Annotated in this window: 27 protein-coding genes and 1 pseudogene; 14 read left to right on the forward strand and 14 right to left on the reverse strand. The window is 52.1% G+C overall.

The genetic code is table 11. The features are described 5' to 3' along the window. Positions 1-49 precede the first annotated feature (49 nt). Entirely contained in the window at positions 50-1,423 is a 1,374-nt protein-coding gene (mdtK, locus tag FDX04_RS05265) for a multidrug efflux MATE transporter MdtK (RefSeq protein ID WP_042308660.1), read from the reverse strand. A 217-nt stretch (positions 1,424-1,640) separates the two neighbouring features. Here mdtK and FDX04_RS05270 point away from each other — a divergent pair, with 217 nt between their 5' ends. Continuing rightward, complete coding sequence (locus FDX04_RS05270) at positions 1,641-2,282, forward strand: riboflavin synthase (RefSeq protein ID WP_042308659.1); 642 nt, start codon at positions 1,641-1,643, stop codon at positions 2,280-2,282. Between the two features lie 54 nt (positions 2,283-2,336). On the opposite strand, the gene cfa is transcribed toward FDX04_RS05270, so the two are convergent. Beyond that, a complete protein-coding gene (gene cfa / locus FDX04_RS05275; RefSeq protein ID WP_137360087.1) occupies positions 2,337-3,485 on the reverse strand; it encodes a cyclopropane fatty acyl phospholipid synthase in 1,149 nt (382 codons plus the stop codon). A 290-nt stretch (positions 3,486-3,775) separates the two neighbouring features. Beyond that, positions 3,776-4,981: a purine nucleoside transporter PunC gene (gene punC, locus FDX04_RS05280; protein ID WP_137360106.1), complete on the reverse strand. Its 1,206-nt coding sequence runs from the start codon at positions 4,979-4,981 to the stop codon at positions 3,776-3,778. A gap of 113 nt (positions 4,982-5,094) precedes the next feature. On the opposite strand from punC, the gene punR reads away from it, so the two are divergent. Further along, positions 5,095-6,027: a DNA-binding transcriptional activator PunR gene (gene punR, locus FDX04_RS05285; protein WP_038640367.1), complete on the forward strand. Its 933-nt coding sequence runs from the start codon at positions 5,095-5,097 to the stop codon at positions 6,025-6,027. On the opposite strand, the gene purR is transcribed toward punR, so the two are convergent. Beyond that, entirely contained in the window at positions 6,024-7,049 is a 1,026-nt protein-coding gene (gene purR, locus FDX04_RS05290) for an HTH-type transcriptional repressor PurR (protein WP_038640368.1), read from the reverse strand. The two genes, punR and purR, sit on opposite strands and share 4 nt — an antisense overlap. 297 nt (positions 7,050-7,346) lie before the next feature. Here purR and cydH point away from each other — a divergent pair, with 297 nt between their 5' ends. Both cydH and FDX04_RS05300 read left to right on the forward strand, forming a co-directional pair. After that, positions 7,347-7,436: a cytochrome bd-I accessory subunit CydH gene (gene cydH / locus FDX04_RS05295; RefSeq protein WP_003029209.1), complete on the forward strand. Its 90-nt coding sequence runs from the start codon at positions 7,347-7,349 to the stop codon at positions 7,434-7,436. A gap of 175 nt (positions 7,437-7,611) precedes the next feature. Beyond that, positions 7,612-8,781 carry an MFS transporter gene (locus FDX04_RS05300; RefSeq protein ID WP_137360089.1) on the forward strand — a complete coding sequence of 390 codons (1,170 nt, stop codon included), beginning with the start codon at positions 7,612-7,614 and terminating at the stop codon, positions 8,779-8,781. Between the two features lie 39 nt (positions 8,782-8,820). On the opposite strand, the gene sodB is transcribed toward FDX04_RS05300, so the two are convergent. Further along, on the reverse strand, positions 8,821-9,402 hold the full coding sequence (sodB, locus tag FDX04_RS05305; RefSeq protein WP_003029205.1) for a superoxide dismutase [Fe]: 582 nt from the start codon (positions 9,400-9,402) through the stop codon (positions 8,821-8,823). Between the two features lie 127 nt (positions 9,403-9,529). Further along, positions 9,530-10,360 (reverse strand): C40 family peptidase, encoded by an 831-nt coding sequence (locus FDX04_RS05310; RefSeq protein ID WP_137360090.1) that lies wholly within the window; start codon positions 10,358-10,360, stop codon positions 9,530-9,532. Positions 10,361-10,694: 334 nt separating this feature from the next. Here FDX04_RS05310 and grxD point away from each other — a divergent pair, with 334 nt between their 5' ends. Then, entirely contained in the window at positions 10,695-11,042 is a 348-nt protein-coding gene (grxD, locus tag FDX04_RS05315) for a monothiol glutaredoxin 4 (RefSeq protein WP_003832760.1), read from the forward strand. A 53-nt stretch (positions 11,043-11,095) separates the two neighbouring features. Here grxD and rnt read toward each other — a convergent pair whose 3' ends face one another. The 4 genes from rnt to FDX04_RS05335 form a co-directional block, all read right to left on the reverse strand. Then, positions 11,096-11,743: a ribonuclease T gene (gene rnt, locus FDX04_RS05320; RefSeq protein ID WP_038640374.1), complete on the reverse strand. Its 648-nt coding sequence runs from the start codon at positions 11,741-11,743 to the stop codon at positions 11,096-11,098. Positions 11,744-11,837: 94 nt separating this feature from the next. Beyond that, positions 11,838-12,245, reverse strand: coding sequence for a lactoylglutathione lyase (gene gloA, locus FDX04_RS05325; protein WP_042308649.1), 408 nt, complete (start codon positions 12,243-12,245; stop codon positions 11,838-11,840). Between the two features lie 97 nt (positions 12,246-12,342). Beyond that, positions 12,343-13,440, reverse strand: coding sequence for an alkene reductase (locus FDX04_RS05330; protein WP_042308647.1), 1,098 nt, complete (start codon positions 13,438-13,440; stop codon positions 12,343-12,345). 54 nt (positions 13,441-13,494) lie between these two features. After that, positions 13,495-14,094, reverse strand: a complete 600-nt coding sequence (locus FDX04_RS05335; protein WP_137370543.1) for a TetR/AcrR family transcriptional regulator — start codon at positions 14,092-14,094, stop codon at positions 13,495-13,497. 100 nt (positions 14,095-14,194) lie between these two features. On the opposite strand from FDX04_RS05335, the gene FDX04_RS05340 reads away from it, so the two are divergent. The 3 genes from FDX04_RS05340 (at position 14,195) to sodC (ending at position 15,986) form a co-directional block, all read left to right on the forward strand. Beyond that, positions 14,195-14,434 carry a DUF1289 domain-containing protein gene (locus FDX04_RS05340; RefSeq protein ID WP_038640381.1) on the forward strand — a complete coding sequence of 80 codons (240 nt, stop codon included), beginning with the start codon at positions 14,195-14,197 and terminating at the stop codon, positions 14,432-14,434. Between the two features lie 49 nt (positions 14,435-14,483). Continuing rightward, on the forward strand, positions 14,484-15,380 hold the full coding sequence (locus FDX04_RS05345; protein WP_137370544.1) for an aldo/keto reductase family oxidoreductase: 897 nt from the start codon (positions 14,484-14,486) through the stop codon (positions 15,378-15,380). 81 nt (positions 15,381-15,461) lie between these two features. Then, positions 15,462-15,986, forward strand: a complete 525-nt coding sequence (gene sodC, locus FDX04_RS05350) for a superoxide dismutase [Cu-Zn] SodC (protein WP_038640384.1) — start codon at positions 15,462-15,464, stop codon at positions 15,984-15,986. Here the strand turns inward: sodC and FDX04_RS05355 are convergent. The 3 genes and pseudogenes from FDX04_RS05355 to FDX04_RS05365 all read right to left on the reverse strand — a co-directional run bounded on the left by FDX04_RS05355 (position 15,962) and on the right by FDX04_RS05365 (position 19,101). Next, positions 15,962-18,002: pseudogene (locus tag FDX04_RS05355) on the reverse strand (FUSC family protein). The gene sodC and the pseudogene FDX04_RS05355 overlap by 25 nt on opposite strands. After that, the gene (locus FDX04_RS05360) at positions 17,999-18,862 is read right to left on the reverse strand and encodes an HlyD family secretion protein (protein ID WP_137370546.1); all 864 of its coding nucleotides are present in this window, start codon (positions 18,860-18,862) and stop codon (positions 17,999-18,001) included. Before FDX04_RS05360 ends, FDX04_RS05355 begins: the two are co-directional and overlap by 4 nt. A 2-nt stretch (positions 18,863-18,864) precedes the next feature. Next, positions 18,865-19,101 (reverse strand): DUF1656 domain-containing protein, encoded by a 237-nt coding sequence (locus FDX04_RS05365; RefSeq protein WP_038640388.1) that lies wholly within the window; start codon positions 19,099-19,101, stop codon positions 18,865-18,867. 192 nt (positions 19,102-19,293) lie between these two features. On the opposite strand from FDX04_RS05365, the gene slyA reads away from it, so the two are divergent. Further along, a complete protein-coding gene (slyA, locus tag FDX04_RS05370) occupies positions 19,294-19,734 on the forward strand; it encodes a transcriptional regulator SlyA (protein WP_019076732.1) in 441 nt (146 codons plus the stop codon). A gap of 46 nt (positions 19,735-19,780) precedes the next feature. Here slyA and slyB read toward each other — a convergent pair whose 3' ends face one another. Next, positions 19,781-20,248: an outer membrane lipoprotein SlyB gene (gene slyB, locus FDX04_RS05375; protein ID WP_003029175.1), complete on the reverse strand. Its 468-nt coding sequence runs from the start codon at positions 20,246-20,248 to the stop codon at positions 19,781-19,783. 273 nt (positions 20,249-20,521) lie between these two features. Here slyB and anmK point away from each other — a divergent pair, with 273 nt between their 5' ends. From anmK to pdxY, 5 genes are all read left to right on the forward strand, one after another. Next, the gene (anmK, locus tag FDX04_RS05380) at positions 20,522-21,643 is read left to right on the forward strand and encodes an anhydro-N-acetylmuramic acid kinase (protein ID WP_079224337.1); all 1,122 of its coding nucleotides are present in this window, start codon (positions 20,522-20,524) and stop codon (positions 21,641-21,643) included. Positions 21,644-21,736: 93 nt separating this feature from the next. Continuing rightward, a complete protein-coding gene (mliC, locus tag FDX04_RS05385; RefSeq protein ID WP_042308632.1) occupies positions 21,737-22,060 on the forward strand; it encodes a C-type lysozyme inhibitor in 324 nt (107 codons plus the stop codon). A gap of 59 nt (positions 22,061-22,119) precedes the next feature. Continuing rightward, the gene (gene pdxH / locus FDX04_RS05390) at positions 22,120-22,776 is read left to right on the forward strand and encodes a pyridoxamine 5'-phosphate oxidase (RefSeq protein ID WP_137360098.1); all 657 of its coding nucleotides are present in this window, start codon (positions 22,120-22,122) and stop codon (positions 22,774-22,776) included. A gap of 126 nt (positions 22,777-22,902) precedes the next feature. Continuing rightward, a complete protein-coding gene (gene tyrS / locus FDX04_RS05395; RefSeq protein ID WP_032939770.1) occupies positions 22,903-24,177 on the forward strand; it encodes a tyrosine--tRNA ligase in 1,275 nt (424 codons plus the stop codon). A 64-nt stretch (positions 24,178-24,241) separates the two neighbouring features. Next, entirely contained in the window at positions 24,242-25,102 is an 861-nt protein-coding gene (gene pdxY, locus FDX04_RS05400; protein WP_137370547.1) for a pyridoxal kinase PdxY, read from the forward strand. The last annotated feature ends 38 nt before the right edge of the window (positions 25,103-25,140 follow it).

Below are 25,140 nucleotides of genomic sequence, written 5' to 3' on the forward strand. Positions count from 1 at the left end.
CAAAACATCTTAAGTGAACGGTGTTAGCCAGACGGCGGCTATTGTGCGGTTATCGTGCCGCGCGTTGCAAAATGACGGCTGACGGCTGGCGTTGCAGATAACGCATCCGCAGCATCATTAAGACGGCCGCAGAGGTCAGACCGATAATAAAGCCCATCCAGAAACCCGCAGGTCCCATCCTGTCGACCACCAGATCGGTGAGCGCCAGAATATAGCCGCTTGGCAGACCCAGCACCCAGTAGGCTGTAAAGGTGATAAAGAAGATAGAGCGCGTGTCTTTGTAACCGCGCAGAACACCGCTGCCAATAACCTGGATAGAGTCCGATATTTGATACACCGCGGCCAGTAACATGAGCTGCGCCGCCAGAGCGACCACTTCCGGGTTATCGTTGTAGAGCAGGGCAATGTGCTCACGGAAGGTCACGGTGAAAACCGCCGTCACAACCGCCATGCAGACACCAACGCCCAGACCGGTTCGGGCCGCCGTTTGCGCCTCCAGCGTGGAACCCTGACCCAAACGATAACCGACACGAATAGTGACAGCGGCCGCCAGCGACATCGGCAGAACGAACATTAACGAACTAAAGTTCAGCGCGATTTGGTGCCCGGCCACATCGACGATCCCCAGCGGGGAAACCAGCAGCGCAACCACAGCAAACAGCGTCACTTCGAAAAATAACGCCAGCGCGATGGGTAAACCCAGCTGCACGAGACGCTTCATCACCGCAGTGTCTGGCTTCTGGAAGCCTCGCTCATTACGGATATCACGCATTGAACGCGCGTGTTTGACGTAAGACAGCATGGCGGCAAACATTACCCAGTAAACCGCTGCCGTGGCCACGCCACAGCCCACGCCGCCAAGTTCCGGCATACCTAAATGTCCATAGATGAAAACATAGTTAACCGGAATGTTCACCAGCAGGCCGATAAACCCCATCACCATTGCCGGTTTAGTCTTGGCCAGCCCTTCGCACTGGTTACGGGCTACCTGGAAAAATAAATACCCCGGCGCACCCCATAGCAATGCGCGCAGATAACCGACGGCTTTATCGGCCAGCGCCGGGTCGATGTTGTGCATGGAGCGGATAATGTATCCCGCATTCCACAGCACGACCATAATCAAAACGGAGACGCTACCAGCCAGCCAGAATCCCTGGCGTACCTGATGGGCGATACGATCGCGGCGGCCAGAACCATTGAGTTGGGCAATGACCGGCGTCAACGCCAGCAGGAGTCCGTGACCAAACAGAATAGCCGGCAGCCAGATGGACGTACCAATGGCAACGGCCGCCATATCCGTCGCGCTGTATCCGCCCGCCATGACGGTATCGACGAATCCCATTGCGGTTTGAGCGATTTGCGCAAGAATCACCGGAATTGCCAGAGCTAATAACTGACGCGCTTCACTTACATACTTTTGCACGTGTACACCACTATATTGTTGTTATTTGAGAGACTAAAAAAGCCGCCTTATATGGCAGCAAGGAGAAAAAGCTGGGGAAATTTCAGTCTATTGTAGCGAGGAATACGTAATTCTCCAGTGAAAAAACAGGCAGCGGTGGCGCACTGCTGGCAACCTGAATTTCCACCTGCTATTGTGCTGGGCAGAGATGTCTTAATTGAGTTCAGGAGTGAGAAGTATGTTTACGGGTATTGTGCAGGGCACCGCAAAATTGGTGTCCATTGATGAAAAACCAAATTTTCGTACGCATGTCGTGGAGTTGCCTGAATATATGCTGGATGCGCTGGAGACCGGCGCATCGGTTGCCCACAATGGCTGTTGCCTGACGGTAACCGAAATCAACGGTAACCACATAAGCTTCGATCTGATGAAAGAGACGCTGCGTATCACCAACCTGGGCGACCTGAAGGTCGGGGATATGGTTAACGTTGAGCGTGCGGCAAAATTCAGCGATGAGATTGGCGGGCATTTAATGTCGGGCCATATTATGACCACCGCCGAGGTGTCTAAAATTTTGACTTCGGAAAATAACCGGCAGGTATGGTTTAAAGTTCAGGACCCATCGCTGATGAAATATATCCTGTACAAGGGATTTATCGGCATTGACGGCATCAGCCTGACGGTCGGCGAAGTCACGCCAACGCGCTTTTGCGTGCATTTGATCCCGGAAACGTTGGAGCGTACGACGCTGGGTAAGAAAAAGCTGGGTGCGCGGGTTAATATCGAAATCGATCCGCAAACGCAGGCGGTTGTTGATACCGTTGAACGTGTACTGGCTGCGCGCGAAAGCGCCATCAGTAACGTAGCGGGCGAGGTCTGAATCCGGTCAGAAACAAAACGCCCCCGTCAGCACGGGGGCGGTAGACGGTAGACATTAGCGGGGGACGCGCAGGCCGTGCTCAACACCGCGGGAGAAAACCACCTGCCAAAGCTGGATATCGCGAGCACGAAACGCACCGGCGCAGGCGTTCAGGTAATAGCTGAACATCCGTTTAAAACGCTCGGTATAGTTATCGGCGATTTCAGGCCAGGAACGCATGAAGCGCTCGTGCCATGCCATCAGTGTGGTGTCGTAATCTGCGCCAAAATTATGCCAGTCTTCCATCACAAAATGCGGCTCGCTGGCGTTGGCAATCTGGCGAATTGACGGTAAACAGCCGTTCGGGAAGATGTATTTATTAATCCACGGATCAACATTATTGTCGGTTTTATTCGAACCGATGCTGTGCAGCAAAAAGAGACCGTCCGGTTTTAAATTATGATCGACAACGTCGAAATAGGTTTTGTAGTTTTTCGGACCAACATGCTCAAACATGCCGACGGAGACAATACGATCAAATTTATCGTTCAGGTCGCGGTAATCTTGCAGCAAAATGGTGACATCCAGTCCCGCGCAACGCGCTTGCGCCATTTTCTGCTGTTCTGCGGAGATGGTCACACCTACCACGCTCACACCGTATTGCGATGCCATAAAATAGGACAAGCCACCCCAGCCACAACCAATATCAAGCACTCGCATACCCGGCTTCAACTGCAATTTTTCGGCAATCATTTTTAACTTCGCCTGTTGGGCAGATTCCAGGGTATCGGCATCTTTCCAGTAGGCGCAGGAATACTGCATGTAGGGATCAAGCATGCGGGTAAACAGGTCGTTGCCCAGATCGTAATGTTCTTTGCCGACAACCCATGCGCGTTTTTTGGTCTGTAAATTGAACAGCCGTGCCGTGGCGATACGTAAGGTATCTTTGAAGTGGCGGGGGAGTTGATTTTCAAGCCCGGCGCGCAACACTTTGGTGAAAAATATGTCCAGCCGATCGCACTCCCACCAGCCGTCCATATAACTCTCACCCAAACCCAACGATCCTTCCTGCAGTACGCGTTTGAAAAAATCGGGGTTTTTGACGCGAATATCCGCCGCTGCCGAACCATTAATGGTAATACCTGCACGGCTCAATAATTCATTGGTGATGCGGTACCAGTCATCATCCGGTACGCTGACGTCTTCTATACACGATGAACTCATAGCTTCTCCATCACTGGTCGGTGATCAGAACCTTAAAACAGCGTAGACGCTTTTTTGGGCTTTGTGAGAAATCTCACGGAATTAATCCGCGAATCTTTAATCCGACGTAGAACAGAGGAAGGGAGAACCCCTTACCGAAAAGGCCATCCGTGGAAAAACGGGAACGTTCTTGTCCCCGTTAATACCTAAAAATTATCGTTTTTGTAACAACTGGAAATCAGTATAAGCCTGATTTTTTGACGATTCAATAGAAAATTGTTAGCGGGCTAACTATGTGCCCGCGACAATTATTAGTGAGACTCACTATGGGCAATTTGCCCCCGGTCCTCTGTTTGTGAGGCGTTATCGCTCTGCGATTGCATTTTGTAACCCATGCCTGCCAGCAGCACAGTAGTCAGCATCACGCTGGTGGTGGTGAGCAGCGGGGTGGCGATCAACCATGACACCACAAGGCTTGCCAGGAAGCATAAACCCAGTTGCAGCGTATTTTGCAATGCAGCTGCGCGTCCTGTGGCCTGTGGGAAAGGACGTAACGCCTGTGCGACGACGATAGGGTAGATTGCGCCGTTCGCGATCGCCATTACGCAGAATGGGATCAGAATTTCAGCCAGGGCAACATGATGAATAAAGCCGGTAGCCCAGGTGGCTACAACGCTAATGGCATAAAGTATCAGTAACCATGGCAGCAGCTGGCGGCCTTGCCATTTTTGCAGCGCCGCACGGCAGCCGTAACCACCAATTAAGAAAGCGATAGTTTGTGGAACATAGCTCAGGCCAATCACTGCCGGGCTGTAGCCCATTTCGCTAAGAATGAACGGCGACCCTGTCAGCCATGCGAAAAAGCTTGCGGAACAGGCGGCATAAATGAGTACGTTTCCACGGTATGCTTTCGAGCGCAACAGTGTGGCGAAAGTCAGTTTATCCTGGCTGTCGTCGCGTGCTTTAACCGTTGGTTTTAAACGCAGGGCCGGAAGCATCAGAATCAGTGTAATAGCAAACAAGGTCGCGAAAATGGCCTGCCAGGAGAAATGGACCAGAATCCAGCTACCTAATAACGGCGCGAGAGCCGGAGATAACCCGACCAGCGGCATAATGGTGGCAAAGATGCGGTTTACTTTTTGTGATGGGTAGTAGTCGGTGACCAGCGCCTGCCAGATAACCGACGCGGCACAGACGCCAACAGCCTGAATAAAGCGCAATACCAACAAGCCTGTGGCGTTTTCAACCCACAGCATACCCAGACTACCCAGCGCAAAGATAGATAAACCCAGCAGTAAAATCGGTTTACGGCCATAGTGGTCTGAGAGCGGTCCCCACAGAAGTTGCGCGACGGCGAAACCCGCTAAAAACAAACTTAGGCTGGCGCTGACGGCAGAGGCAGGTGTTTGCAGATCGGACTGAATCGTGGCAAAGGCGGGCAGATACATATCCGTCGCCAGAAAGCCAAGCACGCTAAGACCCGCCAACCAGACTAAAAAACCTTTCCCAGGTTGCATCATCATTTCTCTTTTTTTAGCAGTAGAACAATGCCGCTGAGTGTAGTGAGTGTAATTCTCGCTGTGAAACGCTAATATTTGCTTACTGATTTCAAATTTTTTGCAGGCAGAATATGTGGTCGGAATATTCACTTGAAGTGGTTGATGCGGTTGCGCGTAACGGCAGTTTTAGTTCAGCCGCGCAGGAGCTGCACCGCGTACCTTCGGCGGTAAGCTACACCGTGCGCCAACTGGAGGAGTGGCTGGCTGTACCGCTTTTTGAGCGACGCCATCGCGATGTGGAATTAACGCCTGCTGGTGCGTGGTTTTTAAAAGAAGGGCGCTCTGTTATCAAAAAAATGCAGATCACTCGTCAGCAATGTCAACAAATCGCCAACGGCTGGCGAGGACAACTGGCAATCGCGGTAGATAACATTGTCCGTCCCGAACGTACCCGACAGATGATTGTAGATTTCTATCGCCACTTTGACGATGTGGAACTGCTGGTTTTTCAGGAAGTGTTTAATGGCGTCTGGGATGCGCTTTCCGATGGGCGTGTAGAGCTGGCTATTGGCGCCACACAGGCCATCCCGGTAGGGGGGCGCTATACCTTCCGCGACATGGGCATGCTGAGCTGGAGCTGCGTGGTGGCCAGCCATCATCCGCTGGCGTCAATGTCGGGGCCGCTAAGCGATGATACGTTGCGCAACTGGCCGTCGCTGGTGCGCGAAGATACCTCACGTACATTGCCGAAGCGTATTACCTGGTTACTGGATAACCAAAAGCGCGTTGTGGTTCCTGACTGGGAATCTTCCGCGACCTGTTTATCTGCGGGATTGTGTGTGGGCATGGTACCAACACATTTTGCCAAGCCGTGGATTGATAGCGGTAAATGGGTCTCGCTGCAGTTGGAGAATCCCTTTCCTGATGCCGCGTGTTGTCTGACATGGCAACAGAACGATACCTCGCCAGCACTGAGTTGGTTGCTGGATTATTTGGGGGATAGCGAAACGCTGAATAAAGAATGGCTGCGGGAGCCAGATGAGGCCCCCGCACAACAGGCTTAACGACGATAATCGCGGAATGGACCGTCAGCAACGGAGCGGCGCTCTACCAGACGCGGATGAACCTCGATCGACTGCGACTCTTCGCGTTTATTCACGATACGGTCTAACAGCATGTTGAAGGCCGTTTCACCCAGTGAGTCCTTAGGCTGATGAATGGTCGTCAGTGCCGGCGTGAAGAAGCGGGCGTTGCGCACGTTATCATAACCGATGAGCGAGACATCCTGTGGTACGCGCAGTCCCATCTCGTCAGCAGCGCAAAGCGCGCCCATCGCCATGATATCGCCACCGCAGAAGACGGCGGTCGGACGATGCGACTGTGAAAGAATTTGCTGCATGGCGCGATAACCGGATTCAGGTTCAAAATCGCCCTGTACAATCCAGTTTTCGGGAACCTTAATCAGCGCTTCTTCCATCGCTTTCATAAAGCCAGCCAGACGACCAGCCCCGGTGTTCCGCTCCATAGGGCCCGGGATCGCGCCAATTTCGCGATGGCCGCGTTCTATCAGATACCGACCCGCCATGTAACCGCCCTCGAAAGCGTTATCAATGACCGTATCGGTAAAATCAGCTTTAGCTTCGCCCCAGTCCATCACAACCATCGGAATATGGCGATACTCTTCGAGCATCGAAAGCAGAGATTCCGGATACTCAGAACACATCACCAGCAGACCATCAACGCGCTTTTGCGCCATCATCGACAGATAGGCCTGCTGTTTTTCAAGACTGTTCCATGCGTTACCCAGAATCAGGGTATAGCCTTTCTGGAAACAGTTTTTCTCAACGGCTTCGATAATTTCGGCGAAATAGGCCGCTTCACTGCTGGTCGCCAGCAAGCCGATAGACTTGGTGTGATTCACCTTCAGGCTGCGCGCTACTGCGCTTGGAGAATAGTGCAGCTCTTTGATCGCAGCCCAAACCGCATTACGCGTTTCTTCCGCGACAAAGCGCGTCTTGTTAATTACGTGTGATACGGTTGTAGTGGAAACGTTTGCTCGCTTCGCTACATCTTTAATTGTTGCCATTACATCTCACTCCAGACCATATCCTAAGCTCCTGAGAATACTCCAGGTAAACGTTTGCCTTCACACACCCTTAACGCAACGTAGGGGTTGCGGCACGCCGGGAAAACGACACGGAACGTCAGGAAGGGGTCAATGGCCGGTACGCTAATCAAGTAAGCGTGGAATTTTGTCTGATCTTAACGAAAAGGGGAAGAGTTAAAAGCAGTTATCAATATAAATCGTGAGAGATTTTTGCTTTCAAGTGTGTAAAAATGCGCAATATCACTTTTTGTGTGGGAATAAAAAGGAGAAAACTTGATGAGCACCGATCTGAAATTTTCGTTAGTGACTACCATTATTGTTCTGGGTTTGATCGTCGCGGGTGGCCTGACCGCAGCGCTGCATTGATTTCCCCGAGGGAGTTAGCTCTCCCTCATCCTCTCCGCATCTGTTTCCCCTCTATTGTTTGCGAATAAGCAAAAGTCTTTTGCAATTTTGTTAACTTTATTAATTTTGCGATCAATGTCATGCTTTTGACTCTTATTTTATGTCGCGCCATGGCTCGACGTTACGGAGTCGATATATGAAAATCAATTATCCCTTACTGGCGCTGGCGATCGGCGCGTTTGGCATTGGCACCACCGAATTTTCGCCAATGGGATTATTGCCCGTGATTGCCAAAGGGGTGGATGTCTCGATTCCCGCGGCTGGGATGCTGATCAGCGCGTATGCGGTTGGCGTTATGGTGGGGGCTCCGCTGATGACCCTGCTGCTGTCCCATCGCGCGCGACGTAATGCGTTGATATTCCTGATGGCGATTTTTACGCTGGGCAACGTGCTTTCAGCTATTTCACCGGATTACACCACGCTGATGCTGTCGCGTATTTTGACCAGTCTTAACCACGGGGCATTTTTTGGTCTCGGCTCTGTGGTCGCCGCAAGCGTGGTACCTAAACATAAGCAGGCCAGCGCCGTGGCAACCATGTTCATGGGGTTAACGATTGCCAATATTGGCGGCGTTCCCGCGGCGACGTGGCTTGGTGAAACTATCGGCTGGCGGATGTCGTTTATGGCGACGGCGGGTCTGGGCGTCATCGCTATGGTCAGCCTGTTTTTCTCATTACCAAAAGGTGGGGCAGGAGCGCGCCCCGATGTCCGCAGCGAACTGGCGGTACTTATGCGCCCACAGGTGCTGTCGGCTCTGCTGACCACCGTGCTGGGCGCCGGCGCGATGTTCACGCTTTATACTTACATTTCGCCAGTGCTGCACAGCATTACCCATGCCACACCGGCGTTTGTGACCGGAATGCTGGTATTAATTGGCGTCGGTTTCTCGATCGGTAACTATCTTGGCGGCAAACTGGCGGATCGTTCTGTCAACGGTACGCTTAAAGGCTTTTTGCTGTTGTTGATGGTTATTATGCTGGCTATTCCCTTCCTGGCGCGTAATGAACTGGGGGCGGCGGTCAGTATGGTAGTCTGGGGCGCGGCGACGTTTGCGGTGGTTCCGCCGTTGCAGATGCGGGTGATGCGCGTTGCCAGCGAAGCGCCAGGGTTATCATCGTCAGTCAACATTGGCGCGTTTAACCTGGGGAATGCGTTAGGTGCGGCAGCCGGTGGGGCGGTGATTTCCGGTGGCCTGGGCTACAGTTTTGTGCCGGTGATGGGAGCGATTGTGGCGGGGCTTGCGTTATTGCTGGTCTTTATCTCGGCAAGAAGACAACCTGAAGAACTCTGCACGGCCTCCAGCTAACACTAAAACGCAGAAGGGGATCCCTTCTGCGTTATCATTTTATGCTGCGAAGTTCTTCGCAACAAATTCCCAGTTCACCAGCGCCCAGAAGTGTTCCAGGTAGCCAGGACGGGCATTGCGATAATCGATGTAGTAGGCGTGTTCCCATACGTCAACGGTCATCAGCGGCGTCGCGTCGGTCGTCAGCGGAGTACCAGCGTTGGAAGTGGAAACGATAGCCAGTTTGCCATCCGTTCCTTTAACCAGCCAGGTCCAGCCAGAACCGAAGTTTTTGATCGCGGCATCGGTGAATTGCGCTTTGAAATCCGCAAAGCTGCCAAAGGAGGCGGCAATTGCATCGGCCAGTTTACCGGTCGGTTCGCCACCTGCGTTCGGCGCCAGGCAGTTCCAGTAGAACGTGTGGTTCCATACCTGTGCAGCATTATTGAATACACCGCCTTCAGAGCTACGCACGATCTCTTCCAGTGATTTACCTTCAAACGCCGTGCCTTTGATCAGGTTGTTCAGATTGGTCACGTAGGTTTGATGGTGTTTGCCATAGTGGTATTCCAGCGTTTCGGCAGAAATGTGCGGTGCCAGAGCATCTTTGGCATACGGTAATGCAGGTAATTCAAACGACATTGCTTCTCTCCTTATTATTTATATTGAGTACACACAATAGCCTCATTGTGAGTAAGGATAGGGTAGCAAATTGAAAGGTTATGCAAAAGAAGAACTTACCCTACAGCATGTTCTGTAGGGTAAGTTTTTAGCGAATTGTTTTCGGTGTCATTACCCGGCGAGCGCCCACATAGTGGCGCTGCCAGTAATCTTCGCTCAGAGAAGTGATTTGAATTTCCTGACCGCTGCGTGGTGACTGAATAAATTTACCGTTACCAACGTAAACACCAACGTGATCGGCTGTGCCGCGACCTTGCGTGCGGAAGAAGACCAAATCACCGTTTTTCAGCTCGCCACGTTCAATCGGCGCGGCGTCGCGCAGGTGGTACATTTCATTCGCCGTACGCGGAATGCGGAATTTAACCAGATCTTTATAGGCGTAATAGACCAGACCGCTGCAATCAAAGCCGGTTCTTGGCGAAGATCCGCCCCAACGGTAAGGTTTGCCGATTTGGTTCATCAGGGTGGACATCGCGGTTTTAGTCGCTTTCTGCACTTTGACTTTATGTGCCTCAGCAAGCGTGGTCGGTGCGGCGGTTTTCACCTTCACGCAGCGCGGTTTATGACCTTTGCGCGGCGTACATTTTTCAGTCCAGGTAACGGCAGCGGTTTGTGCTGCGGCAGTTTTACTGCGACGGTTGGCAGTTTTTGTCGATTTTGCCGGAGTGGCTGTGCGTTTTTTAGAAGAGGAGGCTGTTTTGCTACTGGTTTTGCTGGTGGTCTTTGTCGCCGATTTCTTGTTGGTCTTTGCTGTTTTTTGGCTGGTTGTTGCGCTTTTCTTTTTATCTACCGTCTTGACGGTGTGGGAACTGGTAGGTGTCGTCCTGGCCTGCTTGGAAGCATGCGCCATAGGCGTAAAAGGCAGTGTAGTAAAAAGTAAAGCACAGAGCGTGATCGAGATTCGGTTTATCCGCGCCACTGAGCAGTCCTCTGGTAAGGCAGGTCTATCATACCTGCGTGTGATTTTCAAAACTTGATGATTCTAATCTATCGAAACGGGGAAAGTTAATAGCTTTTTTTGTTTAACCCTGCGTTTCGTTACCGACCGCAAAAAAAAACAGCAACTCAACGTATGATTGGTGAACAAATAATCAAGGCCGTACACTTTGAGTGGGTAAGTAAGATTATGAATGCAACTTTTAACGGCAAACGATAAAATAATAACGCGTAATGAAAATGTTATTTTCCGTTGCCTGCCTGACCCGCTACAATGTCAGACTACTGCCGTAAAAGAAGTTTAAGGAAGCAAGATAATGAGCACCACTATCGAAAAAATCCAGCGCCAGATCGCTGAAAACCCAATTCTCCTGTACATGAAGGGTTCTCCTAAACTGCCAAGCTGCGGTTTCTCCGCTCAGGCCGTACAGGCGCTGTCCGCCTGTGGTGAACGCTTTGCTTATGTTGATATTCTGCAGAACCCGGATATTCGTGCCGAGCTGCCGAAATACGCAAACTGGCCGACCTTCCCGCAGCTGTGGGTTGATGGTGAGCTGGTTGGCGGCTGTGACATTCTCATTGAAATGTACCAGCGCGGTGAGTTGCAGCAGCTGATTAAAGAAACAGCGGCGAAGTATAAAACCGAAGAGCCGGACGCTGAGTAATATCAGCTGAAGTAAAAAAGCGACCTGTGAGGGTCGCTTTTTTTATCGGTCCGTTATGCGTCTTCCGGTACGGGGAGAGGCCAGCCGCCGAGGCGTTTCCAGCGGTTAACGATTTCACAAAACAGCACGGCCGTACGTTCGGTGTCATACAGCGCCGAGTGCGCCTGAGTGCCATCAAATTCCATTCCTGCCGCCAGGCATGCTTTTGATAACACAGTTTGCCCCAGCGACAGACCGCTTAATGCCGCAGTATCAAAGGTAACGAACGGGTGAAACGGGTTACGTTTCAGTGAGGCGCGTTCTGCAGCGGCCATCATAAAACTGTGGTCGAATGTGGCGTTATGCGCCACCATAATTGCCCGATTGCAGCCGCTGTCTTTAATGCCTTTACGTACCATTTTAAAGATGGCATGCAGAGCGTCGTATTCGCTGACCGCGCCACGTAAAGGATTGTTAGGGTCAATACCGTTAAAGGCGAGCGCTTCAGGCTGCAAATTTGCCCCTTCAAACGGCTCTACGTGGAAATGTAACGTCGTGTCCGGCATCAGCCAGCCTTGTTCATCCATTTTCAATGTGATGGCTGCGATCTCAAGCAGCGCATCGGTTTTGGCATTAAACCCTGCGGTTTCGACATCAATGACGACAGGGTAAAAACCACGAAAACGGTCACACAGACCGGAAAGTTGAGCGTTATCGGACATCTGGGTCTCTTAATACGGGAAAATTGCAGCGCGTATTATGGCAAAATGATGAGTATAAAACTACGGGCACAGACGATCTGCGCCCGAGGGGAGGTTAGTCGCCCAGGCCGCGCCCGGCGTCTTTCTCTTCAATCAGTTCAATTTTGTAGCCGTCAGGATCTTCAACAAACGCAATCACCGTAGTGCCACCTTTTACCGGGCCAGCTTCACGCGTCACGTTACCACCGTTCTGACGAATACGTTCACAGGCTTCAGCCGCGTTGTCTACGCTCAGGGCAATATGACCGTAGGCGGTGCCCAGCTCATATTTTTCAACGCCCCAGTTATAGGTCAGCTCGATCACCGCTTCACTGGTTTCAGGACCGTAGCCAACAAAGGCCAGAGAGTACTTGTATTCAGGGTTTTCGCTGGTACGCAGCAGTTTCATGCCCAGCACGTTGGTATAAAACTCGATGGAACGCTGCAGGTCACCCACGCGCAGCATGGTATGAAGTAAACGCATCTTTTTCCCCTTCGAAAATGGCTAATACATTCAAAATGTTGTTTTAGTATAGCGGCGTTGTTACGCCGCTATCAATGGCAGAACGGAGATTGTGACGTTAGAGGGTCGGGTAATCGGTGTAACCTTCCGCGCCGCCGCCGTAGAAACTTTCGGCACGCTGTGGGTTCAGTTCCGCTTTATGTTGCAGACGTGCCACCAGATCCGGGTTTGCGATATAAGCGCGACCAAAAGCAACGGCGTCGATCAGACCTTTCTCGATCAGCGTTTCGGCTTTTTCAGGCGTGTAAGCGCCCGCGCCAATGATCGGACCGTGGAAACGTGCACGCACTTTCTCGCGGAACGCGTCGGAATACGGCTCACCACCGGCCCAGTCTGGCTCAGACATATGCAGATAAGCGATGCCACGCTTACCCAATTGCTCGATCAGATACAGTGCGTCGGCTTCTTCATTCGGACCGTTGTCGACGTTCTGGAAAGAGCCAATCGGAGAGACGCGAATACCAATGCGATCGGCACCCCATTCTTTAATACCGGCATCGACAACTTCCAGTACCAGACGCGCACGATTCTCGACGCTACCGCCGTATTGATCGGTACGCTGGTTAGAGGTTGGCGACAGGAACTGGTGCAGCAGGTAGCCATGGGCGGAGTGCAGTTCTACCATGTCGAAACCCGCTTCACGCGCGTTAGCAATTGCCTGACGGAAATCATTAACAATACCCGGAATTTCTTCCGTTTCGAGTGCACGCGGCATAGAAGTATCGGCACGCGTCGCCAGACCGTTTTCATCGCGCAGTGATGTGCGAGTACCGGCGCTAATCGCGGAAGGTGCTACAGGGGCCTGGCCGTTTGGCTGCAGACTGGCGTGGGAGATGCGCCCGGTGTGCCACAGCTGGACAGCAATATGACCTTGCTCAGCATGGACGGCTGCAGTGATTTTCTTCCATGCGGCAATCTGCGCTTCGCTGTGTAGCCCCGGCGCTCCGGCATAACCTTTCGCCTGGGCGGAAATCTGCGTCGCTTCACTGATGATGAGTCCCGCGCTGGCGCGTTGACGATAATACTCGGCCATCAGCGGAGTAGGGATGTCGCCAGGCTCAATGCTGCGCAGACGCGTCAATGGCGCCATAAAGACGCGGTTTGCCGCCGTAATGGCACCCACTTTCAGTGGGGAAAACAGTTTTTCAGATGACATGTGGTACTCCTGAATAGACCGGTCGTCTAGTAATAAAAGAAATAAAAACGCCTGTTAAACGGCAGGCGTCGTAATGATGGTTTTAACGTGCGCCAGCGCATTTTCCAGCGGTGTGGCGCTACGAGAAATCTTGGCCTGTAGATTGGCGCCCAGCCACAGCGCATACAGAACCTGTGCCTGCTGTAATGGCTCGCCAACGAAAGACAGGCAATGATTGGCCTGACCTTTCTCCAGCGCCTGCGCCAACAGCGCAATGATGTGCCGTGCGCCTTTATCCATCGCTGTACGCATATCTTCTGACAGATCGCACACTTCGGCAGACAGTTTTACGGTTAAACAGCCGCTAATAATGCCGTGCTGGCTAAACTGATTCAGGGTTTCCTGATAGTAGGCCAGGATCCTGTCGCGGTAGTTTCCCGCCCCCGTATCAAAATGCGTAGCCAGTCGCAGATGATAAGCCGCATAGTGGCGTTCCAGCATCGCGACACCGAACGCTTCTTTTGAGCGAAAATAGTGATAAAACGAACCCTTAGGCACTTCAGCGGTTTTTAGTAGCTCACTCAAGCCCATGCCGGTGAAGCCGCGCTGCATGCACAGCAGCTCGCCAGTCGCCAGAAGATGTTCGCGTGTATCGTGTTCAGTAATTTTGTTCATGAAAGAAGCATAATAGACCAGTCGGTCTAATGCAATAGCGCTTGCGAGAAATTCAGTTAACGTCTTCAATAGATATATCAATCTTACTAAAGGAGGGGATGTGGCAGAACAGCTGGAATTTTTCCCCGTCCAGAGCCCATGCCGTGGTATATGTCAGTCTGACGAGCGCGGCTTTTGCCGTGGCTGTTTTCGTAGCCGGGATGAGCGTTTTAACTGGCAAAAAATGAGCGATGCCGAAAAGCAGGACGTGCTGCGTCTTTGTCGCCAGCGCCTGATGCGTAAATTACGTGCAAATAAACCCAACCCACCGGAAGAACCGCAACAACCTTCACTCTTTTAAAAGCGTAATTGCGTATACTCGATGCACATTCATCTATAAGGAAGCTGCTATGGTTCAGCGTATTACTATTGCGCCGCAAGGCCCGGAATTTTCTCGCTTTGTGATGGGTTACTGGCGCCTGATGGACTGGAATATGTCCACGCGTCAGTTAGTCAGCTTTATTGAAGAGCATCTTGACCTTGGCGTTACCACCGTCGATCACGCCGATATTTACGGCGGATACCAGTGTGAAGCAGCGTTTGGCGAGGCGATGAAACTGGCTCCGCATTTGCGTGAGAAAATGCAGATTGTCACCAAATGCGGGATCGCCACGACGGCGCGCACGGAAAATGCGCTTGGGCACTATATTACCGACAGCGCCCATATTATTGCCAGCGCGGAACAATCGCTAAAGCTGTTGGCGACCGATCATATTGATTTGCTGCTGATCCATCGTCCAGATCCTCTGATGGATGCAGACGATGTGGCCGACGCATTTAAAAAATTGCACCATAGCGGCAAAGTGCGTCACTTTGGCGTCTCTAACTTCACCCCCGCGCAGTTTTCGCTGTTGCAATCGCGTCTGCCGTTCACTCTGGCGACCAACCAGGTTGAAATTTCACCGGTACATCAGCCACTCCTGCTGGATGGTACTTTAGATCAACTGCAACAGCTGCGTATCCGTCCGATGGCCTGGTCCTGCCTCGGAGGCGGTCGTTTGTTTAATGATGATGCCTTCCAGCCGCTGCGCAATGAACTGGCCACGATCGCAGAAGAGTTGAACGCGCAGTCCATTGAGCAGGTAGTGTACGCCTGGATCTTACGTCTGCCTTCGCAACCGCTGCCGATTATTGGTTCGGGTAAAATCGAGCGTGTTCGTGCCGCCATTGAGTCCGAAGCGCTGAGCATGTCTCGCCAACAATGGTTCCGCATCCGTAAAGCCGCGCTGGGTTACGACGTACCTTAATCGCGTTTTTGGCGCTTCACCGTTCAAATTTGTGTCACTGGTTTACACTTACCAATCAGACACCTTTTAGACGGAGGTCTTATGAAGCGTTTGAGTTTAGCCATTATTACCTTACTGGCCTGTGCAGGTGCGCAGGCTGCCAGTGAAGAAAAAGTAACGATGAATCTGGTGACGTCGCAAGGCGTCGGCCAGGCGATTGGTACTGTCTCAATTACTGAAACCGGGAAAGGGCTGGAATTTACCCCCGATTTAAAAGCGTTGCCGCCGGGTGAACATGGTTTCCATGTGCATGCCAACGGCAGTTGCCAACCGGCGATTAAAGACGGGAAGGCTTCAGCGGCGGAATCAGCGGGAGGACATTACGATCCTCACCAAACGGGTAAACATGAAGGCCCGGAAGGTGCAGGTCACATGGGTGACCTGCCGCTGCTGGTGGTGAATAACGACGGTAACGCCACAACACCGGTCGTAGCGCCGCGGCTTAAATCCCTGGATGAGGTAAAAGGTAAGGCGCTGATGATTCACGTGGGCGGCGATAATATGTCCGATCAACCGAAACCGCTTGGCGGTGGCGGAGCGCGCTACGCTTGCGGCGTTATCAAATAGTCAGCTGCTTAGCGTACCCGGTGGTGGCGCCTGTTCAAGCTGTGACAGCGAGCAGTGCAGCCGCCAGACGAGGGCCGACAGCTCTTGTGCTGCAGGTTGATGATGGTGGGCGAGCGTATCGCAGATACGCTGTAGCTCGCTTAGCGTGGCATTCAACGGTCGTTGTTGGACGCCGCGCTCACTCATCACGTCGCGTAGCAACGAGATACACACATCCCTGACGCGAGCCAGCGGATCTGAGCGCGCCTCCCAGGTACGCAGTTGCCACACCACATGCGAGCAGTTCAGCAAGACAACCCCCCAACGTAATAACCAACGCCTCGCCAGCGCATCCTGACTGTTACTCAGCTGGCTGACGTGATGATAGGTCAACGACTCAAATTCATTCTCACTGAGTGCAGGATGTCGGCTGAGCTGATCGACAAAATCCCGACGCAGGGCGCGTATATGACGGCGGCTTTTCCGCGCATCCGATCCGGGGCGTAGAATAGCGAATGCCAGCCATGACAATGCCACGCCGGTGATTTTCGCCAAATTGTCATTCAGAAAATCAGCAAAGTCGTATACCGGGGGATTCGTTACCGCGATGAACGATCCCATAAACACGATAAGCTGCCCCCAAAGCCCCGCCAGCGCAGGCATTTGTAGCTTTAACAGCTGCATGGTGGCGAGGAGCGGGAAGAGAAACAGGATGAACTGCCAGAGGTCGGTAATTTGTACCATCAAACCAAACTTGACCACAAAGCTAAATAGCGACAGCAGAACCAACGTGCGCATTAACAAGGAAAGTGATTTGAAGGGCGTGGCAACGGCGGAATACAACACGCTGCTGATGGCCGCGAGCGTGAGTGCGCCAGATCCTGATTCCCATTGTGCGCCAATGCTCCATGCGCCGATAAGCATCAAAGTGCAGAACGTGCGTAACCCGCTCCAGATAGCTTCCGCATTATCGGTATGGCGGGCAAGCCCTGGCGTACGAGCAACATTGATACGTTCGGCGGTAACGCCATTTTCCAGCAAATGCAGGTAATGGCTGCTACATAAGTAGAGGCGGCAAAAATAGCGCAGCCGTTGCCAGAAGGCGACGTGTCGATAATCGCGGGCATCGACGGGCCGCAGTGGGGCGATAATACGCGCGACGGTATAGCTGTCGGTATTGGATTTGACCAGCGCGCCAAGTAATTGTTCAATGATATCGCGGGTATTGGCCGGAGGATTAGGCCAGTTCAGCAGCATTCTGCGCAGGCTGGAAATCACGCTGGTCATACGTAGCTGCTGATGTAACAGCGAATTGAGTAAGGCATTTTGGCGGCGAAAGCGGTAGTGACTCCAGAACGCCTGTATACGCAACAGGTTCATGGTCAGAATCTGACCGATAACACCTTCATGTGCCGTGCGGATGGCATCCGTTGTCTCCGGTTGCCAGAGCAAGCTGGCATGCTCGAGCAAACGCGTATGCATGTTTTTCAGTGCCGTAAGCAACGTGGTGCCATCGGAGGTGCTGGGTAGGATCATCATCATCATACCCCCGCACAAGATACCCACAATGACCTCGCATACGCGGGCCTGCGCGATATCCCATAACTGCGTGATCTCGACGGTATTGACCATGGGAAACGCAATGATCGCCGCCGTGTAACCCGCCAGTTGAAAGGCGTAGGCGACGTTATTAGTAAAATGCGCGCAGGCCCAGGTACAAAAGCCGATCCAGACTGACATGCTCAGCAGAAAAAGCCACGGTTCATTGAGGGTATGGCCGGCAATAATCAGCGCGGCTGTCGCGCCAAGTAAACTACCGGCAACACGACCCAGGCTTTTGCTGATGACCCCGCCGACGGTTGGGAAACTCACCACCGCCGCGGAAGTCATCGCCCAATAGGGTTCGTCCAGATTCAGATAATAGGCGAAGGTTAACGCCAGACACATCGCAATGGTGTTACGCAGCGCATAACGCCACTGTGCCGACGTGGCTTTAAACCATGGCCAATTGCCTGGCGTCAGGTGGGGCATTTTCATTTACGCTGGCCGATATAGACGCTACAGGTGGTACCAGAGACCAGCGTGACATCCTGCGGCAAAGCGTCAAATTCGATGCGCACAGGGACACGCTGTGCCAGACGTACCCACGGCACGTTTGGCTTGATGTCAGGAATCAGGCCGGAATCGCTTTCTACACTTTGGTCATAAATCGCGCGACCGATACTGGAGACGTGACCCTGTAACTTAACGTTGCCGCTGTAGAGCGTAATAAACGCCGGTGCGCCTTCGCGTATGTGACGCAACTTAGTTTCTTCAAAATACCCCATCACATAAAAAGAGTGGCTGTCGACAAGAGCAAACAGCGGCTTACCGGTTGAGGCGTAGTCGCCGGTGCGGGTTGAAAGGTTGGTGACCCAGCCCGCTACGGGCGCTTTGACGACCGTTTGCGACAATTGCCATTGCGCCTGGCGCAAACTGGCCTCGGCTGCTTCAACGCTTGCCTGCATCGCTTTTACGTTGAGGTTGGCGGTATCCAGATCTTCGGCTGAGATATAATTTTGCGATAAATGACGACGACGATTGGCTTCATTATTCGCTTTTGCCAGATCGGATTGCGCTTTCGCCAGCTGTGCTTGCGCATTCAGTTCAGCAATGTGAAACGGCGTCTTGTCGATAGTAAACAGGACATCATCTTTATTCACGAACTGGTTATCTTTTATATTGAGTTCATTAATGCTGCCCGAAACCTGTGGTGTGATGCTGACCTGCTCTGCACGCACTTTGCCATCACGTGTCCAGGGCGACTGCATATAGTAATTCCACATCCACCATCCGGCAAAAACTGCGATTGCAGCGACTATAATGGTTGAGAAGTATTTAATGGTTTTGAGCGACATAATCACCACACAATCAGCATAACAAAGGCCAGACCTACGCTAAGCGTAAAGAGAGACAGATCCATCAACAGGGGATGCCAGATCTCACCGGAATAAATCCAGTCGCGCAGCAGGCGATGAACAACCAACCAGAGAATAAACCCTGCGACAAACGCCTTGAAAATGGGAGGGAAGTAGACAGATGCACCGATCATTAAATCTTGTAGGGGCAATCCTGTTGCATTAAACATAAACTTCACGGGCAAAATCCTTGACGGAAGAGAGCATTGCTATAGGTTTAGCAAAAAAGAGACGATGAGTCTCTGTAACACATAATGTCTGAAAAAATGTCAACCGGTAAGCAAATTTGGCAATACATTTGTTTTGAGAATACAAATGCTGCACACTATTCTAAAATCAGCACAATAACTTAGCAAGCTAATTATAAGGAGATGAAATTGGAATCGCCATTAGGTTCTGATCTGGCACGGTTGGTGCGCATTTGGCGTGCTCTGATTGACCATCGCCTGAAACCTCTGGAGTTGACGCAGACGCATTGGGTTACGCTGCACAACATTCATCAGTTGCCGCCGGATCAATCGCAGATCCAACTGGCTAAAGCGATTGGCATCGAACAGCCTTCGCTGGTACGTACGCTCGACCAGTTGGAAGAAAAGGGACTCATTTCACGACAGACTTGCGCCAGCGATCGTCGGGCAAAGAGAATTAAACTGACTGAGAAAGCCGAGCCACTGATCGCAGACATGGAAGCGGTTATCAACAAGACACGTGGAGAGATTCTGGAAGGGATTTCAGCTGAGGAAATTGATCTGCTGATTAAACTGGTCGCCAGACTGGAACACAATATTATTGAACTGCAGTCGCAGGGCTGAGACGAGAGATAACGTGTGGCCAGCGCCTGACCACACGTAAATTCGATTAACGTGGAGACACGGTAACCTGGCTGCCGTTGTTCGCCATAACAACGCGCTGACCAGCAGAGAATTTGGTCGCGCCCTGCTTCTGAACCACCATGATGGTATTACCATCATCCTTACGGATTTCCAGTTCGACACCCTGGGTTTTATTCATCGCGCCTTGTACGCCCTGACCCGCGACGCCACCGGCAACTGCGCCTGCAGCCGTTGCTAATGAACGACCCGTACCGCCGCCGACGGTGTTACCCAGGAACCCGCCGAGCACCGCACCGCCGATAGCACCAATTACGTTTGCGTCATCGCCACCCTGGATTTGCACCGGACGAACATGAACAATCGTACCGTAGGTAACGTTCTGAACTTGTTTCGCTTCGGATGCGGTATATACGTCGCCGGAAAGGCTATCATTGTTCACGCAGCCCGCTAAAGATACGCCCATTAATGAAACAATCAGCACACGTTTAATCATTTACAAATCTCCTTTGTCACCACGAAACGCTAATAAAGCCCCATCATGGTTAAATTATATGGCATTTGTGAGCCTGAGGTCACATGTGCCACTGGCACAATATGAAAATCTTAACCGAAATCGGATCAACCGAGTATAAACGAATCATTCATATAATTGATGTAATTAAGCGACCATTGACATGATTTCCTCTCAAAAATCATTCAGGAAGCATGGCATTAGTCTGCACTTTATGGTTGAGTGTCAAGGCTAATTTGCTTAAAAGGATGACGTATGAAATCGGGCCGTTTTATCGGTGTTATGTCTGGAACCAGCCTTGATGGCGTCGATGTTGTGCTGGCGACAATAGATGAAACGATGGTTGCACAGCAGGCGAGTCTGACCTGGCCTATCCCCATTCATGTAAAACAGGCGATTCTTGATATCTGCCAGGGGCAGCAGCTTACGCTTTCTCAGTTTGGACAACTGGACGCGCAACTGGGTTATCTTTTTGCCGAGGCGGTAAATGCGCTGCTGGCGAAGGAAAAATTGAAACCGCAGGATATCGTAGCGATTGGTTGCCACGGACAAACCGTGTGGCATGAACCGAACGGCGCTGCGCCGCACACGCTACAAATTGGGGATAACAACCAGATTGTCGCGCGTACCGGGATAACCGTCGTCGGCGATTTTCGTCGGCGTGATATCGCGCTCGGTGGGCAGGGCGCGCCGTTAGTTCCTGCGTTTCATCAGGCACTGTTGGCCCATCCTACGGAACGGCGGATGGTGCTGAACATCGGCGGAATTGCCAATTTATCTCTGCTTATTCCGCAACAACCCGTTCGCGGATACGACACCGGGCCGGGCAATATGCTGATGGATGCCTGGATCTGGCGACAATGCGGCCAACCCTACGACAAAGATGCACAGTGGGCCATTTCAGGAACGGTGGTCCTGCCGTTACTGCAAAACATGCTTAACGACCCTTATTTTTCCGCGCCAGCGCCCAAAAGCACAGGCCGTGAGTATTTCAATTACGGCTGGATAGAGCGTCATCTGGCGCAGTTCCCGGGAATCAGCCCACGAGATGTACAGGCGACGCTTGCCGAACTGACGGCAGTCACCATTTCAGAGCAGGTCCTGTTAAGCGGCGGCTGTGATCGACTCATGGTATGTGGCGGCGGAAGTCGTAATCCTCTGCTGATGATGCGTCTGGCAGCATTATTACCAGGTACCGAAGTCACTTCTACCGATGACGCCGGGATTAGCGGCGACGATATGGAAGCGTTAGCCTTTGCCTGGCTGGCGTGGCGAACGCTGGCCGGATTACCGGGAAATTTACCTTCTGTGACCGGAGCGTCAGAGCCGAGCGTGTTAGGGGCGATTTATCCTGCCAATCCACGAACTCAGAGTTAACTGAAATTATTCAGCGCGGTATGCCGGTAAACTAGGGATATTAGGGAGGGTGCGATTACCCTCCGGGACCAGGAAAGTCTTCAGGATAGGGCTATGAAAAAACTGTTGTTAGTATGTCTGCCGGTACTGCTTAGCGGGTGCAGCGTGTACAACCAATTTGTTGAACGTATGCAAACCGACACGCTCGAATACCGTTGTGACGAAAAACCGCTTACCGTGAAGCTGAACAATACGCGCCAGGAAGTGAACTTTGTTTATGATAATCAACTATTGAACCTCAAACAGGGCATCTCGGCATCGGGGGCGCGCTATACGGATGGTATCTACGTCTTCTGGTCTAAAGGCGACGAGGCAACGGTCTATAAACGAGACAGAATTGTGCTAAATAACTGTCAGTTACAGAACCCGAAGCGTTGAGATTTTCACCTGGGCGGCGCACAATAGCGTCACCCACTGACAATCCGTAGCCTAACATCATGTCTGACAACGACGAATTGCAGCAAATCGCGCATCTGCGCCGTGAATACACGAAAGGCGGTCTTCGCCGCCACGATCTTCCCGCCGAACCCCTTGCGCTGTTTGAGCGTTGGCTGGGGCAAGCTTGCGATGCCAAACTGGCAGACCCTACTGCTATGGTTGTTGCGACCGTCGATGAAAATGGTCAGCCGTATCAGCGCATCGTGTTGCTCAAACATTATGATGACAAAGGGCTGGTTTTCTATACCAACCTCGGTAGCCGCAAGGCACATCAAATCGAGAATAACCCTCGTATCAGCCTGTTGTTCCCATGGCATACCCTGGAACGGCAGGTGATGGTGATCGGTAAGGCTGAGCGTCTTTCCACGCTTGAGGTGGTGAAGTACTTCCACAGTCGCCCACGCGACAGCCAGATTGGCGCCTGGGTATCTAAACAGTCCAGCCGGATCTCCGCTCGCGGCATACTTGAAAGCAAATTCCTTGAGCTGAAGCAGAAGTTTCAGCAAGGGGAAGTTCCGTTGCCCAGTTTCTGGGGCGGCTTTCGCGTGAGTATTGAACAAATGGAGTTTTGGCAGGGCGGCGAAAATCGTCTGCACGATCGTTTTTTATACCAACGTGAAGATAACGCGTGGAAAATTGATCGTCTGGCCCCCTAAAGATGCAAAATTCTTGTTTTAAGCGCTGGTGCTGATCAATCCGGCGCTTTATTCTATGTTTCTTTCGCATCAGGCGAAAAGTCGTGTACCGGCAAAGGTGCAGTCGTTTTATACATGGAGATTTTGATGGCAAGCAGTAACTTGATTAAACAATTGCAAGAGCGGGGGCTGGTGGCCCAGGTGACGGACGAGGAAGCGTTAGCAGAGCGACTGGCGCAAGGCCCGATCGCGCTCTATTGCGGCTTCGATCCTACCGCTGACAGCTTGCATTTGGGGCATCTGGTTCCATTGTTATGCCTGAAACGCTTCCAGCAGGCAGGCCATAAGCCTGTTGCACTGGTAGGTGGCGCGACCGGTCTGATTGGTGACCCGAGCTTTAAAGCTGCCGAGCGTAAACTGAATACCGAAGACACCGTGCAGGAGTGGGTGGATAAAATCCGCAAGCAGGTTGCACCGTTCCTTGATTTCGACTGTGGCGACAACTCGGCGATTGCTGCGAACAACTACGACTGGTTTGGCGGTATGAATGTGCTGACTTTCCTGCGTGATATCGGCAAACACTTCTCTGTTAACCAGATGATCAACAAAGAAGCGGTTAAGCAACGTCTGAACCGTGACGATCAGGGGATCTCCTTTACCGAGTTTTCTTACAATCTGCTGCAGGGCTATGACTTCGCCTGCCTGAATAAACTGCACGGCGTGGCGCTGCAGATTGGTGGTTCTGACCAGTGGGGTAACATTACCTCCGGTATCGATTTGACCCGTCGTCTGCACCAGAATCAGGTATTTGGTTTAACCGTTCCGCTGATCACCAAAGCGGATGGCACCAAATTCGGTAAAACTGAAGGCGGCGCAGTGTGGCTGGATCCGAAGAAAACCAGTCCGTACAAATTCTACCAGTTCTGGATCAACACCGCCGATGCGGACGTTTATCGCTTCCTGAAATTCTTCACGTTCATGGATATTGAAGAGATCAATGCGCTGGAAGAAGAAGATAAGAATAGTGGTAAAGCACCGCGTGCCCAGTATGTTCTGGCTGAGCAGGTCACGCGTCTGGTTCACGGTGAAGAAGGTCTGGTTGCGGCAAAACGCATTACTGAAAGCTTGTTCAACGGCAACCTGAGCGATTTGAGCGAAGCGGATTTCGAACAGCTGGCGCAGGATGGCGTGCCGATGATTGAGATGGAGAAAGGTGCGGATCTGATGCAGGCGCTGGTGGATTCCGAACTGCAACCGTCTCGCGGTCAGGCGCGTAAGACCATTGCGTCTAACGCGGTGACCATCAACGGTGAGAAGCAATCCGATCCGGAATATTTCTTCCAGGAGAGTGATATCCTCTTCGGGCGCTACACCTTACTGCGCCGTGGCAAGAAGAACTATTGTCTGATTTGCTGGAAGTAAGATTTAGTTAGCAGGGGCGTGGGAAACTACGCCCCTTTATTTTTTCAGGGTTGTGATAAGTAAAATGAAAAATATCCTCGCCATCCAGTCCCACGTTGTTTTTGGTCATGCGGGCAACAGCGCGGCAGAATTTCCGATGCGTCGTCTTGGCGCAAATGTCTGGCCGCTGAATACCGTGCAGTTTTCTAACCACACGCAGTACGGCAAATGGACCGGTTGCGTTATGCCCCCGACTCATCTGACTGAAATCGTGCAGGGTATTGCCGATATCGATAAACTCCAGACCTGTGATGCAGTACTGAGCGGCTATCTTGGCTCGGCAGAACAGGGTGAGCATATTCTGGGTATTGTGCGCCAAGTGAAAGCGGCCAATCCGCGGGCAAAATACTTTTGTGACCCCGTGATGGGGCATCCGGAGAAAGGGTGTATCGTCGCGCCGGGCGTGGCGGAATTTCATGTGCGTCATGCGCTTCCCGCCAGCGACATGATTGCCCCGAACCTGGTTGAACTTGAAATTCTGTGCGAACATGCGGTTCACAATGTGACTGAAGCGGTGCTGGCTGCCCGTGAGCTGATCGCCCAGGGGCCAGAAATTGTGCTGGTGAAGCATCTGGCCCGCGCAGGTATTAGCACCGATCGTTTCGAGATGCTGTTGGTCACTGCGCAACAGGCGTGGCATATCAGCCGCCCATTAGTCGATTTTGGCGCGCGTCAGCCGGTTGGCGTGGGTGACGTTACCAGCGGCTTGTTGCTGGTGAAACTGCTCCAGGGCGCGTCTTTACAGCAGGCGCTTGAGCATGTGACTGCGGCAGTATATGAAGTGATGATCGCCACCAAAGAAATGCATGAGTATGAGTTGCAGGTGGTGGCCGCTCAGGATCGTATCGCGAAGCCTGAACACTACTTTAGCGCGACGCAGTTGTAATCAATGCCCGATGGCGCTCACGCTTATCGGGTATACAG

This window comes from Citrobacter sp. wls615, assembly GCF_005281355.1.
GTDB classification, from domain to species: domain Bacteria; phylum Pseudomonadota; class Gammaproteobacteria; order Enterobacterales; family Enterobacteriaceae; genus Citrobacter; species Citrobacter werkmanii.